At 57.7% G+C, this 15,740-nt stretch carries 16 protein-coding genes, 1 tRNA gene, 1 other RNA gene and 1 riboswitch; of the genes, 7 read left to right on the top strand and 11 right to left on the bottom strand.

Features of this window, described 5'->3' with window-relative positions; translation table 11 throughout:
- Positions 1-5: 5 nt before the first annotated feature.
- Both SynMINOS11_RS00710 and SynMINOS11_RS00705 read right to left on the bottom strand, forming a co-directional pair.
- The gene (locus tag SynMINOS11_RS00710; RefSeq protein ID WP_186549147.1) at positions 6-323 is read right to left on the bottom strand and encodes a hypothetical protein; all 318 of its coding nucleotides are present in this window, start codon (positions 321-323) and stop codon (positions 6-8) included.
- Between the two features lie 84 nt (positions 324-407).
- Positions 408-481, bottom strand: a tRNA-Arg gene (locus tag SynMINOS11_RS00705).
- A gap of 41 nt (positions 482-522) precedes the next feature.
- Here SynMINOS11_RS00705 and rnpB point away from each other — a divergent pair.
- The 3 genes from rnpB (at position 523) to rnc (ending at position 3,782) form a co-directional block, all read left to right on the top strand.
- An RNA gene (rnpB, locus tag SynMINOS11_RS00700) (RNase P RNA component class A) lies at positions 523-886 on the top strand.
- Between the two features lie 247 nt (positions 887-1,133).
- Positions 1,134-3,032, top strand: coding sequence for an acyltransferase family protein (locus SynMINOS11_RS00695; RefSeq protein ID WP_186549145.1), 1,899 nt, complete (start codon positions 1,134-1,136; stop codon positions 3,030-3,032).
- Between the two features lie 27 nt (positions 3,033-3,059).
- Complete coding sequence (gene rnc, locus SynMINOS11_RS00690) at positions 3,060-3,782, top strand: ribonuclease III (protein ID WP_186549143.1); 723 nt, start codon at positions 3,060-3,062, stop codon at positions 3,780-3,782.
- Here rnc and SynMINOS11_RS00685 read toward each other — a convergent pair.
- Positions 3,760-3,927: an NAD(P)H dehydrogenase subunit NdhS gene (locus SynMINOS11_RS00685; protein ID WP_083831734.1), complete on the bottom strand. Its 168-nt coding sequence runs from the start codon at positions 3,925-3,927 to the stop codon at positions 3,760-3,762. The two genes, rnc and SynMINOS11_RS00685, sit on opposite strands and share 23 nt — an antisense overlap.
- A gap of 35 nt (positions 3,928-3,962) precedes the next feature.
- Between SynMINOS11_RS00685 and rimM the strand changes: the two genes are divergently transcribed.
- Positions 3,963-4,490 (top strand): ribosome maturation factor RimM, encoded by a 528-nt coding sequence (gene rimM / locus SynMINOS11_RS00680; RefSeq protein ID WP_186549141.1) that lies wholly within the window; start codon positions 3,963-3,965, stop codon positions 4,488-4,490.
- Between the two features lie 9 nt (positions 4,491-4,499).
- On the opposite strand, the gene glmS is transcribed toward rimM, so the two are convergent.
- Both glmS and psaC read right to left on the bottom strand, forming a co-directional pair.
- Positions 4,500-6,386: a glutamine--fructose-6-phosphate transaminase (isomerizing) gene (gene glmS, locus SynMINOS11_RS00675; protein WP_186549139.1), complete on the bottom strand. Its 1,887-nt coding sequence runs from the start codon at positions 6,384-6,386 to the stop codon at positions 4,500-4,502.
- 71 nt (positions 6,387-6,457) lie between these two features.
- Entirely contained in the window at positions 6,458-6,703 is a 246-nt protein-coding gene (psaC, locus tag SynMINOS11_RS00670; RefSeq protein WP_011934551.1) for a photosystem I iron-sulfur center protein PsaC, read from the bottom strand.
- A 136-nt stretch (positions 6,704-6,839) separates the two neighbouring features.
- Here psaC and acpP point away from each other — a divergent pair, with 136 nt between their 5' ends.
- The 3 genes from acpP to tkt are packed head-to-tail and all read left to right on the top strand — an operon-like array spanning position 6,840 to position 10,396.
- Complete coding sequence (gene acpP, locus SynMINOS11_RS00665; protein ID WP_011934550.1) at positions 6,840-7,079, top strand: acyl carrier protein; 240 nt, start codon at positions 6,840-6,842, stop codon at positions 7,077-7,079.
- 27 nt (positions 7,080-7,106) lie between these two features.
- A complete protein-coding gene (gene fabF / locus SynMINOS11_RS00660; protein WP_186549137.1) occupies positions 7,107-8,354 on the top strand; it encodes a beta-ketoacyl-ACP synthase II in 1,248 nt (415 codons plus the stop codon).
- Between the two features lie 32 nt (positions 8,355-8,386).
- Entirely contained in the window at positions 8,387-10,396 is a 2,010-nt protein-coding gene (gene tkt, locus SynMINOS11_RS00655) for a transketolase (protein ID WP_186550603.1), read from the top strand.
- A 72-nt stretch (positions 10,397-10,468) separates the two neighbouring features.
- Here tkt and thiC read toward each other — a convergent pair whose 3' ends face one another.
- The 6 genes from thiC to ruvB all read right to left on the bottom strand — a co-directional run bounded on the left by thiC (position 10,469) and on the right by ruvB (position 15,724).
- A complete protein-coding gene (gene thiC / locus SynMINOS11_RS00650) occupies positions 10,469-11,869 on the bottom strand; it encodes a phosphomethylpyrimidine synthase ThiC (protein ID WP_186549135.1) in 1,401 nt (466 codons plus the stop codon).
- A gap of 30 nt (positions 11,870-11,899) precedes the next feature.
- Positions 11,900-12,006, bottom strand: a riboswitch (TPP riboswitch).
- Between the two features lie 17 nt (positions 12,007-12,023).
- Complete coding sequence (locus SynMINOS11_RS00645; protein ID WP_186549133.1) at positions 12,024-12,557, bottom strand: HEAT repeat domain-containing protein; 534 nt, start codon at positions 12,555-12,557, stop codon at positions 12,024-12,026.
- Positions 12,554-12,772 carry a DUF3188 domain-containing protein gene (locus tag SynMINOS11_RS00640; RefSeq protein WP_011934545.1) on the bottom strand — a complete coding sequence of 73 codons (219 nt, stop codon included), beginning with the start codon at positions 12,770-12,772 and terminating at the stop codon, positions 12,554-12,556. The genes SynMINOS11_RS00645 and SynMINOS11_RS00640 overlap by 4 nt, the downstream gene beginning before the upstream one ends.
- Positions 12,769-13,935 carry an amidohydrolase gene (locus tag SynMINOS11_RS00635; protein WP_186549132.1) on the bottom strand — a complete coding sequence of 389 codons (1,167 nt, stop codon included), beginning with the start codon at positions 13,933-13,935 and terminating at the stop codon, positions 12,769-12,771. The genes SynMINOS11_RS00640 and SynMINOS11_RS00635 overlap by 4 nt, the downstream gene beginning before the upstream one ends.
- Positions 13,932-14,678 carry a tetratricopeptide repeat protein gene (locus SynMINOS11_RS00630; RefSeq protein ID WP_255445429.1) on the bottom strand — a complete coding sequence of 249 codons (747 nt, stop codon included), beginning with the start codon at positions 14,676-14,678 and terminating at the stop codon, positions 13,932-13,934. The genes SynMINOS11_RS00635 and SynMINOS11_RS00630 overlap by 4 nt, the downstream gene beginning before the upstream one ends.
- Positions 14,679-14,689: 11 nt before the next feature.
- A complete protein-coding gene (gene ruvB, locus SynMINOS11_RS00625) occupies positions 14,690-15,724 on the bottom strand; it encodes a Holliday junction branch migration DNA helicase RuvB (RefSeq protein ID WP_186549128.1) in 1,035 nt (344 codons plus the stop codon).
- Between the last annotated feature and the right edge of the window lie 16 nt (positions 15,725-15,740).

The following is a 15,740-nucleotide window of genomic DNA, read 5'->3' as shown; positions in this document are numbered from 1 at the left end:
TGACATCAGGCAGCCATGGATTGGTCGTCATCTTCTTCCGCCTCATCGGTGGTCGCCGGCAGGGGAATTTCAATGGTGGTCACCACCTGGATGGCGTCACGCAGGCGCATGGCATCGGCAAACCAACCCATAGCTTGCTCGGTATCGCCGCGGCGTTCAGCGTCACTGGCCTGGTCCTCGTGGGCTTCAGCCAGAAGTGCTAACCAGCAGAGGCTGCGGGCCTGAACGACAGACAAATCAAGCTCGGACGGCTGAGTGCTAGCGATTCGCTCGCTCTCCTGCTGCACCAAAAGACGCAAGCGCAGATCGTGGAGCTGGGTCATGACTCCCTGTCAGACGCTTAAACGCTAGCGACAGGGGCAAGGTTTCAACAGGGCACCACCTGTGGAGGTGGCAGCGCCTTGTCACGGGGCTGGCGGGACTCGAACCCACGACCTACGGTTTAGGAAACCGTTGCTCTATCCGGCTGAGCTACAGCCCCTTGAAAGCTCAGTATTGCAACCGATCTAGGCTTTGAATTGGAAAGCAGGCGAGGTGATCGCAGTTGCCGCTGCTTGCAGTGGTGGCTGAGGAAAGTCCGGGCTCCCGAATGGCCAGGCTTGCTGGGTAACGCCCAGTGCGGGTGACCGTGAGGAGAGTGCCACAGAAACACACCGCCGATGGCCGGCTTGCCGGCACAGGCAAGGGTGCAAGGGTGCGGTAAGAGCGCACCAGCAGCATCGAGAGGTGCTGGCTCGGTAAACCCCGGCCGGGAGCAAGGCCCAGGGACGATGGTTGGCCATTGACCGGTCCCGACAACAGCGCGCCGCTCGAGGCCACCGGTAACGGTGGTCCCAGACAGATGATCATCCAGCGAACAGAACCCGGCTTACGTCCTGCTTTCCTTTAATTCCGAAACCCGGGCACAATCAAAAACAAAGCAATGAAAAGTCAGCGGTCGACCAAAACCCGTAATGGAAATAACAAAAGCGTGGAAGCCCGTACTGCGCTTGCAGCGTATCTACGTCGACAATGTAACAAAATAGGGTTAAGAAGTTAACCAGAGCCCATAAAAAAATTAGAACACATCGCGTTTGACTAATTATTGAGCTTGCTGCATGATAATGGGAAGGGCATCAACCAAAGGCTGCATAGTGACTAGCCCCACAGAGGATGCAATTAAATTGGACAAGGAACAAAAAATTTATCGTTACAGGCCAGAAATTGATGGCCTGAGAGCTATTGCAGTCCTCTTCGTTATTATAAACCACTTTAATAAAAACATTTTACCAAGCGGCTTCCTTGGTGTGGATATGTTTTTTGTGATATCAGGATATGTGATCACAATGTCTATTGCGAAGAGGCAAAATCAGGGAAGATACAGACAATTTGTCGGCGATTTTTTCAAGAGAAGGATCCAAAGAATTCTCCCAGCATTAGTGGCTTGTGTTGTAGTTACAAGCCTGATTATTTGCATGGTAAACCCAAGCCCATCGAGATACCTAATGACTGGGCTGTCTTCACTTGTAGGTGCATCAAACATATTTTTGATAATCAACTCCACGGATTACTTTGCGCAATCTGCAGACTACAATCCATTTCTGCAAACATGGTCGCTTGGTGTAGAGGAGCAATATTATCTATTTTACCCCTTAATATTACTCTTCGCAGTCAAAAATCAAAAAATAAGCACATCCGGCCGCATATTTAAGCTAGCATTAATGTGTCTTACCCTATTGTCATTCGCAGCATTTGTTGTTCTTAACATTAGCAACAATATTTCGGGATACTTTTTGATGCCTGCCAGATTTTGGGAAATATCTGTTGGCTGTATCCTGTTTATTAGCCAACAAAAGTCGAATAAATCTGAATTATTCAAAAACAAAGCTATTTCTACAATTGCCCTTTGCGGATTAGTTTTTATTGTATTTCTACCTAGAGGTTACATATTACTCTCGACATTAGCAGCCGTGATCTTAACCTTAATATTAATCTCCGGCTCTGCAAATAATCGCTTTGTAAACTCGGTATTGACAAATAAATTTTCAATTTACCTCGGCATCACCTCCTACTCTTTATACCTCTGGCATTGGCCAGTAATTGTTATAGGCAAATGGACAACGGGCATTAATCTTTTAACAACGCCTTTTTTGATTTTATTAATTCTATTAATTAGCCATCTATCATACAAATACATTGAAAAAAAGTATCGTGGTAAAAGAAGTTCAAGCTTTAGAGCTTATGTCAATGGCGCTCTTCTAATCACCATATCTTCTGCGCTAATAGTAGCTATGGGATTGAATAAATCAGCTCTTTTTGCAGGGCCAGATTCGGTCTTAAAAAACAATAAGAACTATCACTCTTTAGTATTGCCAAGTGTTAATAACAACACTTTATACATTTTTGGGGACAGTCATGCTGGTTCAATTGGAGCCTTGGCTGAAGCATTAAATTACAAAAGCAATGCTGGCATTAAACTCCATGCGCGGGGTTTCTCTATTGAGGGTGTAGACGAATCAAATAAGAATGATTTTCTGCTCAAACCACTCAGCAAATACAGCAAGGAAATCCAAGAAGGAGATTATTTAGTAGTAGTAAAAAATTTCATGAATTACCAAGTCAATGGTGAATTTGAACTGAAGGCAGAAGTAGAGATGGCAAGATTTGCAGAGGCAAAAAATGCGAAGCTAATTTTGTTTAGTCCTATTCCATTTTTTGAAGGCATAGCCCCCAACAGACATTGTTACAAAACCTGGTTTAGACCATTCGAAAATTCCAACAAAGACTGCAATAAAATTATCAGCAGAGATTTTTATGAGCGATATTTTGAACATATTATTACTCAGCAAAGAAAACTAAAAGCAATGCATCCAAATACAGTCTATATATTTGATGCATTTAGAGAATTATGCCCAAGAAATCAGGAACAATGTTCCAACATTAAAAAGGATGGAACAGTCCTCTTTAGAGACTCAGACCACATTACTTCCGAGGCAGCGATAAGCATGTTACCTTCATTTGAGGAATTTCTAGGCAGAGTCCAAAACGAATAAGATTTAAAAAACTTAGATTCATCACTTATGAGAGCTACGTTCAAGATCAAGGACCTGGCCAAAAAAATAAGCCTCTCCTTGGATCAAGCAGATGAAGCAGATCTATCCTTAATAAGCAAAGCACTTACGCACAGCAGTATAAGTAGTAAAAGTAATCATGAAGAGTTAGAATTTCTTGGCGATGCGGTTTTGAGGCTGGCGTGTTCAATGTTCTTAGAAGAATATGACAACACATTATCCGTAGGAGAAAGATCTAAATGGCGAGCGCAGCTGGTAAGCGACCGCTGGCTAGCTGCGCTCGCTGCTGAACTAGACCTCGATGAGCTGATCCAACAGGGAACAGCCACAGAAAAAGACACCACAGCTCGATCAACTGTGCGTGCTGAATGCTGCGAAGCATTAATTGGTGCTGTGTATTTGGCCTGGGGCGGTGCCGATGGCGGACTGCATGCCGTGCGCCAGTGGCTGGATCCGCACTGGCAGCGCAGCTGCCTAGAGCTTGCGGAGGATCCGCACCGCCACAACTGGAAATCCGCCCTGCAAGAACTCACCCAAGCCCAACAAGCCGGGCTGCCGAGCTACACCACAACAGAAGAAAACACCAACCACGGCGATCAGAGACGCTTTCGCAGCGTGGTGAGCGTCAACGCCAAAGAAAAAGGCTATGGCTGGGGTCCTTCACGCCGCCTTGCCGAACAAGATGCCGCACGCGAGGCCCTCGAACAGCTCAAACCTCGGTCAGGGTCTTAAGCGGCAACGTCACAAGCTTGTCCCAGTTACCGCCTTCGAACAGCACCGCAGCCCTATCACCGCTGATGCGCTGCACAAAGCCCTGGTAGCCGTTGTAGATCGAGCGGCCATCACTCACCCGCACGGTGCTGCCAGGGAGAATCATCACCACAACTTGGAGGGGCTTCAGGCTAAGCGGCGATGGAAGAGGAGTTCTTAGTTGTGGGCCAGGTGGTGGCAGCCCAAGGGCTCAAGGGCGAAGTGCGCATCCTGCCGGCCAGTGATTTCCCGCAGCGCTTCACAGAACCCGGCAGCCGTTGGCTGCGCCGCCGGGGCCATAACGAGCAAGAGGTGCAACTGCTGAGCGGCCGCCAACTACCGGGCAAAGAGCTTTTTGTGGTGCGCTTTGAAGGCATCAATGACCGCACCGCAGCAGAAAGCTTGGTACAACAGGAATTCCTTGTCACCGCCGACGACATCCCAGAACTGGAAGACGGCGAGTTCCATGTGAGGGACCTGCAGGGCTTGTCCGTGCGTCTTGAAACTGAGTCCGACCCCATTGGTTTTGTCGTGGATCTCCACCACGGCGGCAATGATCTGCTTGAGATTGAGCTGAAGGCCGATGGTCGCCGCTGTCTCGTTCCCTTTGTCGAGGCGATCGTTCCTCAGGTGGAACTGGAAGAGGGCTGGCTACTGATCACTCCCCCCAAAGGACTGCTGGATGGCTGAGCCCAAGGCTCACTCCACCGTGACGCTCTTGGCCAAATTGCGGGGTTGATCCACATCAAGCCCGCGCCTGGCAGCGATGTGATAACTGAGCAGCTGCATCGGAATCAGCGTGAGCAGCGGCGAGAGCAACTCATCCACCGCTGGAACAGGCAGCAACTCATCGAAGATCTCTGTGTCGGGGCATTCCGGGGCCACCCCAATCAGGCGCGCGTCTCTGGCCTTGGCTTCTTGGGCATTACTGAGCACCTTGTCGAACACCGGCCCAGGCATGGCAACACTCACCACGGGCACGTCAGCGTCAAGCAAAGCAATCGGGCCGTGCTTCATCTCACCGGCGGGATACCCCTCGGCATGGATGTAGCTGATCTCCTTGAGCTTGAGGGCGCCTTCCAAAGCGATGGGGTAGTTGATGCCGCGGCCTAAGTAGATGACGGTGCGCGTGTCGGCAAAGGCATGGGCCAGCTCGGCGCAACGCAGGTCTAGCCGGTCGATCAAAGTCTGCAGCTGCGCCGGAAGCACCCGCAATTCAGCCAACAGGGGATGCAGTTGCTCACGGGATCGCGCACCACGCAAATCCGTGAGCTGGATGGCCAAGCCATAGAACGCCAGCAACTGACCCAGGAAGGTTTTAGTCGCTGCCACACCCACTTCAACGCCAGCAGCGATGTCGATGAGTTGGGGCACCAAGCGGCCCAAGGAGCTTTCGGTGCGGTTGGTGATGCCTAGCAGGCGCGCTGCGTAAGCGGGATCGCCATGCACAGCGCAACGCTGCTGCTCCATGGCCAAGGCCGCCAAGGTGTCAGCGGTCTCTCCTGACTGAGTCACACCAATGGTGAGGGTGTGGGGCGCCAACGGAGGAGGTGAGTAGCGGAATTCACTGGCGTAATGAACGCTGGTGGGAATTCCAGCAAGCTGCTCCAACAGATGGGCCCCCACCAGAGCGGCATGGCGGCTGGTGCCGCAAGCCAAGATCTGAATGCGATGCACACCCTCGAGCAGGCTGCGCTCAATCGGCAACGCCACCAAGGGATCATTGGGGCCGCCCTCCGGCAAATGGCGCAGCAACCAACGGGCTGCGGTTTCGGGCTGCTCATGGATCTCCTTGAGCATGAAGTGGCGGAAGCTGCGCTTATCCGCCACGTGGTCGGTGCCCTGCAACTGGGTTGGCGGTCGCTGCTGCCGATCACCGGCTTCGTTGTAGAGCTCAATGCCCAAAGGCCCCAAGAGGGCCACTTCCCCATCTTCCAAAGGAAGGATGGTGCGAGTCACACCGGCCAGCGCGGGTGTGTCGCTGGCGCAAAGAAATTCACCTTCACCAAAGCCGATCAACAAGGGCGCCTGCCGGCGAGCCACCACCAAGGCATCGGGGCACTGGGCCCAAACCACAGCCAAGGCGTAGGCACCATCGAGCTGAGGCAAGGCCTGTTGAACGGCCTTGAGCAAGGTGGCGCCATCAGCGGGGGATCCTGCTGATAGCAGACCTTTTAACTCTTGTGAAACGAGGTGAGGAATGACCTCAGTGTCGGTATCGGATTGAAAGGCCGCCCCGCCTGCTGCCAGACGCTCTCTGAGGCTGCGGTGGTTTTCGATGATGCCGTTTTGAACCACCGCCAACTCACCGGAACCATCCAGGTGGGGGTGAGCGTTGCGCTCCTCGGGCTTGCCGTGGGTGGCCCAACGGGTATGGCCGATGCCGCAAGAGCCTGCAGCGCCACTGGCTTCAAAACGCTGGGTGAGGTTGATGAGCTTGCCTTCAGCGCGCAGGTGGCTCAGCTGACCGCCATGAACCGTGGCGATCCCGGCTGAATCGTAGCCGCGATACTCCAGTTGCCGCAGGCCATCCAAGAGCAACGGAGCTGCATCACGGGTGCCAATGACCGCAACGATGCCGCACATCCGCGCCTACTCCTGATCAATAAAAAAGCCCGGCAGGGCCGGGCAGAGCATAGGGATGAAAACCCTTGAAATCAGTAAGCCAGACCCATCGAGCGGGTGGTTTCATCGCCCAGATAGACGCGGATGCTGAGGAAGTCCGTTGGGCAAGCCGTTTCACAGCGCTTACAGCCCACGCAATCTTCCGTGCGAGGGGACGAAGCGATCTGGCCAGCCTTACAGCCATCCCAAGGCACCATCTCGAGAACATCGAGAGGGCAGGCACGAACGCACTGGGTGCAACCGATGCAGGTGTCGTAGATCTTGACGGAATGGGACATGCCCTGGCCATAAGAGAACCGTTTCGCCAAGGTACCCGCGCTCCTGCCGTCCGACCGCTTGAACGTCAAGCCCGTCATCGTTGTTAACGCGTTTGGGGCTGGCCCGTAAGATGCTCGGCGCCAAGAAGCCCAGGCCATGTCCCAGGAAATTCTCGAGAAGGTTCGTTCAATCGTGGCTGAGCAGCTCAGCGTCGATGCCGCTGAGGTCAAGCCTGAATCCAACTTTCAGAACGATCTGGGTGCTGACTCCCTCGACACTGTCGAGCTGGTGATGGCCCTAGAAGAAGCCTTCGATATCGAAATCCCTGATGAGGCCGCTGAAGGAATCGCCACCGTTGGTGATGCCGTGTCCTACATCCAAGAGAAAAAGGGCTGATCGCAAAGATCTGCTTGTTGCAACACCATGGCTGAGTCGTCCCGCCGGGTGGTGATCACGGGTCTTGGCGCCGTGACACCCATTGGAAACACCGTCGCCACCTATTGGGCCGGGCTGCAGTCCGGTGCCAATGGTGTGGCGCCGATCACCCTGTTCGACGCGTCCAAGCACGCCTGCCGCTTTGCCGCAGAAGTGAAGGACTTCGATCCCAGCGGTGTGCTTGATCCCAAAGAAACCAGGCGCTGGGATCGCTTTTGCCAATTCGGCGTTGTGGCTGCCAAAGAGGCGCTGGCTCACAGCGGCCTTGAAATCACCGATGCCAATCGCCAGCGCATCGGCGTAATCATCGGCTCTGGCGTTGGCGGCTTGCTGACAATGGAAACCCAAGCCCACGTTCTCGAGGGCAAGGGGCCAGGGCGCGTGAGCCCGTTCACGGTGCCGATGATGATCCCCAACATGGCCGCCGGCCTGGCGGCCATCGCCCTGGGGGCTCAAGGGCCCAGTTCAGCTGTCGCCACCGCCTGCGCCGCTGGATCCAACGCCATTGGTGATGCCTTCCGCTTACTGCAGCAAGGCCATGCCGACGCCATGGTCTGCGGAGGCGCTGAATCAGCGATTACACCGCTTGGGGTTGCTGGCTTTGCCAGCGCCAAAGCGCTCTCGTTCCGCAACGACGATCCAGCTACGGCCAGCCGTCCCTTTGACGCTGAGCGTGATGGCTTCGTGATTGGTGAGGGCGCCGGCATTTTGGTGCTGGAAACCCTCGACCATGCCCAAGCCCGTGGTGCTGAGATCCTTGGCGAGGTGGTCGGCTACGGGATGACCTGTGATGCCCACCACATCACCTCACCCATCCCGGGTGGCTTGGGCGGCGCCAGAGCCATGAGCCTCGCTCTCAGCGATGCAGGGCTGAAGACCGATGACATTGATTACGTCAATGCCCACGGCACCAGCACCCCAGCCAACGACAGCAACGAAACCGCTGCCATCAAAACCGCCCTGGGCGAACGGGCCATGGCCATCCCGGTGAGCTCCACCAAGTCCATGACTGGTCACCTGCTGGGTGGCAGCGGTGGCATCGAAGCCGTCGCTGCGGTGCTAGCACTGCAGAACGGTGTGGTGCCTCCCACCATCAACCACCAAAATCCCGATCCCGCCTGTGATCTGGATGTCGTTCCAAATCAGGCACGTGAGCAGATAATCTCTACGGCCCTCTCCAATTCATTTGGATTCGGCGGTCACAACGTCTGCCTCGCTTTCCGTCGCTACGCGTGACGGGGTCCCCTTACCTCCCCTACGAGATCCCCATGGTCGCTGCACCTGTTTCGCTCGACACCCTCTGCATCAACAGCATTCGCATGCTGGCGGTCGATGCGGTCAACAAGTCCAATAGCGGCCACCCCGGTCTGCCAATGGGCTGTGCACCCATGGGCTACACCCTCTGGGACAAGTTCCTCAAGCACAACCCCAAGAACCCGAAATGGTTCAACCGCGACCGTTTCGTGCTCTCAGCGGGCCACGGCTGCATGCTGCTCTACGCCTTGCTGCACCTGACCGGCTACGACTCGGTCACGATCGAAGACATCAAGCAGTTCCGCCAGTGGGGCTCCAAAACACCTGGTCACCCCGAGACCTTTGAAACCCCCGGCATTGAGGTAACCACCGGCCCTCTGGGTGCCGGTATCTCCAACGCTGTTGGCCTGGCGATTGCCGAGGCTCACTTGGCTGCCAAGTTCAACAAGCCTGACGCCAAGGTCGTCGATCACTACACCTACGTGATCATGGGCGATGGCTGTAACCAAGAAGGTGTGGCCTCGGAGGCCTGCTCCTTGGCCGGCCACCTCAAGCTGGGCAAGCTGATTGCCCTCTACGACGACAACCACATCACCATTGACGGGCGCACCAACGTCTCCTTCACCGAAGACGTGCTCAAGCGCTACGAGGCCTACGGCTGGCATGTGCAGCACGTGGCTGACGGCAACACAGATGTGAATGCCATCGCCAAGGCCATCGAGGCGGCCAAGGCTGTCACCGACAAGCCTTCGATCATCAAGGTGACCACCACCATCGGCTACGGCTCGCCCAACAAGAGCGACACCGCCGGTGTGCACGGCGCTCCCCTGGGTGAAGAAGAAGCCGCTCTGACCCGCCAGCAACTGGGCTGGGATTACGGCCCCTTTGAGGTGCCCCAGGAGGCCTACGACCAATACCGCCAGGCCATCGAGCGTGGCTCCAGCCTCGAGGCTGAGTGGAATCAGGCCCTGGCCGGCTACCGGAGCAAGTACCCCAGCGAAGCCGCTGAATTCGAGCGCATGCTGCGCAATGAACTGCCCCAGGGATGGGACAAGGATCTGCCCACCTACACCGCCGATGACAAGGGTCTGGCGACCCGCAAGCACTCCCAGATCTGTCTGGGTGCTCTCGGCCCCAACCTGCCTGAGCTGATCGGTGGCTCCGCTGACCTCACCCACTCCAACTACACCGACATCAAGGGGGAAACCGGCTCCTTCCAGCCGGAAACCCCTGAAAAGCGCTACCTGCACTTCGGTGTACGCGAGCACGCCATGGCGGCTGTGCTGAACGGCATCGCTTATCACAACAGTGGTTTGATCCCCTACGGCGGCACCTTCCTGGTGTTTGCCGACTACATGCGCGGTTCGATGCGCCTGTCAGCCCTCAGCGAGCTGGGTGTGATCTATGTGCTCACCCACGACTCCATTGGCGTTGGTGAAGACGGCCCAACCCACCAGCCAATCGAGACCATTCCCTCGCTGCGGGCTATCCCCAACATGCTGGTGTTCCGTCCTGGTGATGGCAACGAAACCAGCGGTGCCTACAAGCTGGCCATCGAGAACCGGCATCGCCCCAGCGCTTTGTGCCTTAGCCGCCAAGGCATGGCCAACCAGGCCAACTCCTCGATCGAGAAAGTCGCCCATGGCGGCTACATCCTTGAGGACTGTGACGGCATCCCTGAGCTGATCCTGATCGGCACCGGCACCGAGCTTGACCTCTGCGTCCAAGCCGCCAAACTGCTCACCGCTGAGGGGAAGAAGGTGCGTGTGGTCTCCATGCCCTGCGTGGAGCTGTTCGATGAGCAGAGCGATGCCTACAAAGAGCAGGTTCTGCCTTCTGCCATTCGCAAGCGCATCGTGGTGGAAGCCGCCGAGGCCTTCGGCTGGCACCGCTTCATCGGCCTGGATGGTGACAGCGTCACCATGAACCGCTTCGGCGCTTCTGCTCCTGGCGGCACCTGCATGAAGGAATTTGGCTTCACCGTTGAGAACGTGGTGGCCAAGTCCAAAGCTCTGCTGGGTTGAGCCTCCAATAGCCAAACAAAAGCCCCCCAAATGGGGGGCTTTTTTTGTGCCTATGCGCTGAGTGAAAAAGGCTCAGTCGGCCCGATCGAGCTTGGCCGTGCTCAGCTCAGCCCCGCCTTTGGCCTTGAGCACTTCTTCCAGACCCTCGAGGTCTTTATCAGTGATCTTGGTCTGCATCGGGCAGTGCTTGGGCCCACACATGGAGCAAAACTCAGCCTGCTTGTAGATGTCAGCTGGCAGGGTTTCATCGTGATACTCCTTGGCCCGCTCAGGATCGAGAGACAGCTCAAACTGCTTATTCCAATCGAAGGCATACCGCGCCCGGCTGAGCTCATCGTCGCGATCACGGGCACCAGGACGGTGGCGGGCGATATCAGCCGCGTGGGCAGCAATCTTGTAGGCGATTAGGCCCTCGCGCACATCTTCTGCGTTCGGCAGACCCAAGTGCTCTTTGGGGGTGACGTAGCAGAGCATGGCGGTGCCATGCCAGCCAGCCATCGCAGCACCAATGGCACTGGTGATGTGGTCGTAACCAGGGGCGATGTCAGTGACCAGAGGACCCAGCACATAGAAGGGGGCTTCGCTGCACTCCTCCATCTGCTTTTTGACGTTGAACTCGATCTGGTCCATGGGCACGTGCCCAGGGCCTTCCACCATCACCTGAACGTCATGCTTCCAAGCGCGGCGGGTGAGTTCGCCCAAGGTCTTGAGTTCAGCCAGCTGGGCATCGTCAGAGGCATCGTGCTGGCAGCCAGGCCGCAAGGAGTCGCCTAAAGAGAAGGTGCAGTCGTAGCGCTTGAAGATCTCGCAGATGTCTTCAAAGCGGGTGTAAAGAGGGTTTTGCTTGTGGTGATACAGCATCCACTGGGCCAAGATGCCGCCGCCGCGGCTCACAATCCCGGTGAGCCGGCCCTTGACCTTGGGCAGGTGCTCAATCAGCAGGCCGGCGTGGATGGTTTGGTAATCAACGCCCTGCTGGCAATGCTTCTCGATGATGTGGAGGAAATCATCTTCGGAGAGGCGCTCGATCGAGCCATGCACGCTCTCGAGGGCCTGATACACAGGCACAGTGCCAATCGGCACTGGCGATGCGTTGATGATCGCCGTGCGCACCTCATCGAGGTTCACGCCACCGGTGGAAAGATCCATCACGGTGTCGGCGCCATACTTCACTGCCAACTCCAGCTTCTTCACCTCTTCTGAGGCATCGGAGGCGTTGGGGGATGCGCCGATATTCGCGTTCACCTTGCACTTGCTGGCGATGCCGATGGCCATCGGCTCCAGATTCGTGTGGTTGATGTTGGCCGGGATGATCATGCGACCCCGAGCCACCTCCTCCATCACCAGCGATTCCGGCAGGTTCTCCCGTTTGGCCACATAGGCCATTTCTTCGGTAACTACACCCTGGCGGGCGTAATGGAGCTGGCTGACATTGGCACTGCCGCGGCGCTTCTCAATCCAGGCACTGCGCATGACGAAGGTTCCTCAACAGGGAGGGGGGCCGCCGCACATCCAGCACTTCCCTGCGCCGGCATAACCCGGAATCAGGTTCGGAGGGTGTGATCTCAGCCATGGCCGTTGATCCGGCGACGGCACCCCTAGTGACTCCAAAAAGCTAGCAAGACCGCTAGGGCAGCAGCTTTTCCAAACGACGTTGCTGCAAACGCAACTTCAAGCCTTGGCCGGCTTCACGCACGGTCTCGTTGTCATCAGCGCAGCCTTGCTCGGCCAACTGCTGCAGAGGCTCCATGGGCATATCATCTTCAGCGGCCATCGCCGCCAGGATGCTGGTGCGAACCAGCCAGTGGTCGTCGCGGGCATAGAGATCCAACAGCGCCTGGAGGGCCTGCTCGCCGCCATGACGGGCAACAGCGTTAGCCGCTTCAGCGCGAACGTTGTGATCGCTCTCGGCTTGCATCACCTTCAGCAGGGCCTGCAGCCCCTGGGGGTTGCGCTTGTAGCCCAATCCCATGCAGGCCAAGGAGCGCACCACAAAAGCGTCGTCATCCAGGCATTGCAGCAAAAGCGGCACACACTCTTGAGGTTCAAACGGCTGCATCGCCGTAATCGCACGCATCCGCAAGGTCGTGTCGCCACTGGTGATGGCCGCCTCAATCGCCGGCAAATCCATGCCACTGGGTTGTTGGGCTTCGGTGCTCATGGCGTTGGCTCGCGCTCGCGTAAGGCGCGCAGCAGCTGGCGCCGGCGGCGACCATAGCCAGCAGATCCAGCCACCAGCAGCCCCGAACCAATCAAAACCGCAGGCAGAGCCTGCAAACGCTCAGCACCCTGCCGCTGGCCCACGCCAAAGAGCCCTAATAGGGCCAACAACACCAATAGAGGTGTGGCCAACGCCAACAGCAGGCGTGAGTTCACAGCGCAGCTCCGCTCTGCTGGCAATGCTGCTCCAACCAGCGGCGCAATGTTGCCGAAAGCAGCTCAACCGCCAACGGCAAACAGGCCTCCTCAGGGTTAAACGCTCCGTTATGCAAAGGCGCGCAGCCCTCGGGCCCCGCCACACCAAGACGGAACATGCACCCGGGAACATGGCCCAAATAGTGGGCAAAGTCTTCGGCTCCAAGGCTGGGCTGCTCGAGCTCGAGCACCCGCTCACGCCCTAACTGCTCGAGGGCCACCTGCTCCAACAAGCGCGTGAGCTCCAAGTCGTTCTGAACCGGTGGGGCGATGCCGCGAAACCGCACCGTGGCCTCACCGCCGTAAGCACGGCAGATCTGCTGCGCTGTGCTTTCCACCCACGCAGGCAGCTCCTCGTAGAGGGCTGTGTCCAAACAGCGCAGGGTGCCAAGCAACTTGACGCGATCAGCAATCACATTGAAAGCGCGGCCCCCTTCAATCCGCCCAAAGCTCAGCACCACCGGTTGCAGCGCATCAAGCCGGCGGCTGATCGCCTCCTGCAAGCCACTGATCAGCCGGGCCGCAATCCAGATCGCATCCACCGACTGATGGGGCCGGGCCCCATGGCCTGATTCCCCCAGCACCTCCACCTCCAACTCCGCCGCCGCGGCCGTTAAGGAGCCATGGCGCACGCCAATGCTCCCCACAGGAATGCTCGGAAACACATGCACCCCATAGAGGCCGCTCAGGCCATCCACGGCACCAGCCTCCACGAGCCACCGGGCGCCTTCCGCAGTTTCTTCGGCGGGCTGAAACAGCAGCCGCACCCGGCCCGGCAACGGACGCGGGTCACGCGCCAAGGCCATGGCCACACCAAGGCCCACACAGGTGTGCAGATCGTGGCCGCAGGCATGCATCAAGCCCAGCTCTTTGGAGGCAAAGGGCAGGCCCGTGCGCTCTTCGATCGGCAACGCATCGAGATCAACACGCAGGCCGATCACGGGGCCATTCTCGGGGCCCAATTCGGCCACCACGCCGGTGCGGCCCACACCTTCACGCACTTGCCAGCCGAGTTGACGCAATTCACCAGCCACCAACGCCGCAGTGCGCTGTTCATGGCCGCTCAACTCCGGATGGGCATGCAGATAGCGTCGGATCTCCAGCAGGGCGGCCTGATCGTTCATGCCTGGCCCCCATCGAGAGCCAAAAACCGCTGCAATGCGCTCACTGGCTCAGGCGGCCAGCGGCGCACCTGCAGCAACCACTGCGGATCGCTGTAGCGCTCATCCAATCCTGAAGCTGCGGCCCAATGGCTCTCGGCCTCACCAGCGTTGCCTTGCTCCCAAAGCAAGGCTGTTAAGGCTGCGCGGGCATCCGCAAACAGGGGGTAACGGCGAATCAACCGACGCAATTCCTTCTCTGATATCTCCAGCTCATCGATTTGAAAGGCTGCCAAAGCAGCACTAGAGCGCGCCATGGCCATCCCTGGCTGAGCAAGCGATGCCGCTTCAAAGCGCTCCCGTGCGACAGGCCAATCCCCAAGGCTTCCGGCCACATTGCCCAGGTTGTAAAGGGCGGCTGCCTCATCGGGCTGACGCTCCAAAATCCAGTTGTAATCCGCTGCTGCTTGATCCCATTGGGCTAGGGCTTCTTCAGCGGTGCCGCGATTGAGATGGGGGTCGATCGCCTCAGGTTCCAAGCGGATCGCCTCGGTCTGATCGGCAATGGCACCCTCTGGGTCGCCCAAGGCCAAACGCACATTGCCGCGGTTGCTCCAGGCTGCGCTGTCTGCTGGAGCAAGCTCAATCACGCCATCCCAAAGTCCGAGAGCTTCAGCGAAACGTCCCTGTTGGCTGGCCTCCAAAGCCTGGTGAAACTGATCGGCCAGCCCGGTGGTGCCCAACAGCAACGCCAACAGAGTTGGCATCAGCCAAGCCATCAAGCGGCCTCCAAATGGGCCCTGCCGGCGTCGGTCAACACACGCCCGCGAGGGGTGCGCTGCAGAAAACCAAGTTGCAACAGAAACGGCTCCACCACAGCTTCCAGCGTGTCGGGGTCTTCACCCAACGCTGCTGCCAGGGTATCGAGGCCCGCTGGACCACCGCCGTAGCTGGTCTCAAGCAGGCTGAGCAAACGGCGGTCGGAGGGATCGAGGCCGCGGCCATCCACCCGGTGCATCGCCAAGGCTTCCACCACCACTGGTGCTTCCACAGAGGCAATCCCGCGAACGCTGGCGAAATCCCGCACACGCCGCAGCAGGCGATTGGCGATCCGCGGGGTGCCCCGGCAGCGCCGGGCAATTTCAGCGGCGGCCTCAGCCGCTAACTCCAACCGCAGCAGTTGGGCCGAGCGGGACACGATCGCTTCGAGATCACTGCAGCTGTAGAACTCCAGCCGCTGAATCAAGCCAAAACGATCCCGCAAGGGTGAGCTCAAAGACCCGGCTTTGGTGGTCGCCCCCACCAAAGTGAACGGCGGAAGCTCCAAGCTGCGGGTGCGGGCCGCTGGACCAGCGCCCACGGTGAGATCAAGGCGAAAATCCTCCATCGCTGGATAGAGCAGCTCTTCCGCCACCCGGTTCAGCCGGTGAATTTCATCAATAAACAGCAGCTCGTGGGGCTGCAGATTCATCAACAGGCCAACGATGTCGCGCGGACGTTCAAGGGCTGGCGCACTAGCGATGCGGCAGGACACACCCAGCTCTTCGGCAAGCACCAACGCCATGGTGGTTTTGCCCAGACCCGGTGGGCCATAAAGCAGCACATGGTCGAGCGCATCGTTGCGCAGGCGGGTGGCCTCAACAGCAATCCCCAGCACCTGCTTGAGCTCGCTCTGACCGATGTAATCAGCCAAGCGGCGGGGCCTCAAACCTTCATCACGGCCGCCATCACCCTCAGCAGCCGTGGCCTCTGGGGCCACCAGACGCTTGGGCGCTGGTGGCTTGCTGCCGCTGCTGGAGGACTGAATTGCCATGGCTCGAGGTTACGGA

Source organism: Synechococcus sp. Minos11, assembly GCF_014279855.1.
Classification (GTDB): Bacteria; Cyanobacteriota; Cyanobacteriia; order PCC-6307; family Cyanobiaceae; genus RCC307.
This window is presented reverse-complemented; position numbering and strand designations above follow the sequence as displayed.

Coding starts and splice junctions, on each gene's coding strand:
- SynMINOS11_RS00685 (WP_083831734.1), bottom strand. CDS start 3,927: ATGATTCTCCCTGGCAGCACCGTGCGGGTGAGTGATGGCCGCTCGATC.
- SynMINOS11_RS00635 (WP_186549132.1), bottom strand. CDS start 13,935: ATGAACGATCAGGCCGCCCTGCTGGAGATCCGACGCTATCTGCATGCC.
- SynMINOS11_RS00645 (WP_186549133.1), bottom strand. CDS start 12,557: ATGAGCACCGAAGCCCAACAACCCAGTGGCATGGATTTGCCGGCGATT.
- tkt (WP_186550603.1), top strand. CDS start 8,387: ATGGTCGCTGCACCTGTTTCGCTCGACACCCTCTGCATCAACAGCATT.
- ruvB (WP_186549128.1), bottom strand. CDS start 15,724: ATGGCAATTCAGTCCTCCAGCAGCGGCAGCAAGCCACCAGCGCCCAAG.
- rnc (WP_186549143.1), top strand. CDS start 3,060: ATGAGAGCTACGTTCAAGATCAAGGACCTGGCCAAAAAAATAAGCCTC.
- thiC (WP_186549135.1), bottom strand. CDS start 11,869: ATGCGCAGTGCCTGGATTGAGAAGCGCCGCGGCAGTGCCAATGTCAGC.
- glmS (WP_186549139.1), bottom strand. CDS start 6,386: ATGTGCGGCATCGTTGCGGTCATTGGCACCCGTGATGCAGCTCCGTTG.
- rimM (WP_186549141.1), top strand. CDS start 3,963: ATGGAAGAGGAGTTCTTAGTTGTGGGCCAGGTGGTGGCAGCCCAAGGG.
- SynMINOS11_RS00630 (WP_255445429.1), bottom strand. CDS start 14,678: ATGCCAACTCTGTTGGCGTTGCTGTTGGGCACCACCGGGCTGGCCGAT.
- acpP (WP_011934550.1), top strand. CDS start 6,840: ATGTCCCAGGAAATTCTCGAGAAGGTTCGTTCAATCGTGGCTGAGCAG.
- psaC (WP_011934551.1), bottom strand. CDS start 6,703: ATGTCCCATTCCGTCAAGATCTACGACACCTGCATCGGTTGCACCCAG.
- fabF (WP_186549137.1), top strand. CDS start 7,107: ATGGCTGAGTCGTCCCGCCGGGTGGTGATCACGGGTCTTGGCGCCGTG.
- SynMINOS11_RS00710 (WP_186549147.1), bottom strand. CDS start 323: ATGACCCAGCTCCACGATCTGCGCTTGCGTCTTTTGGTGCAGCAGGAG.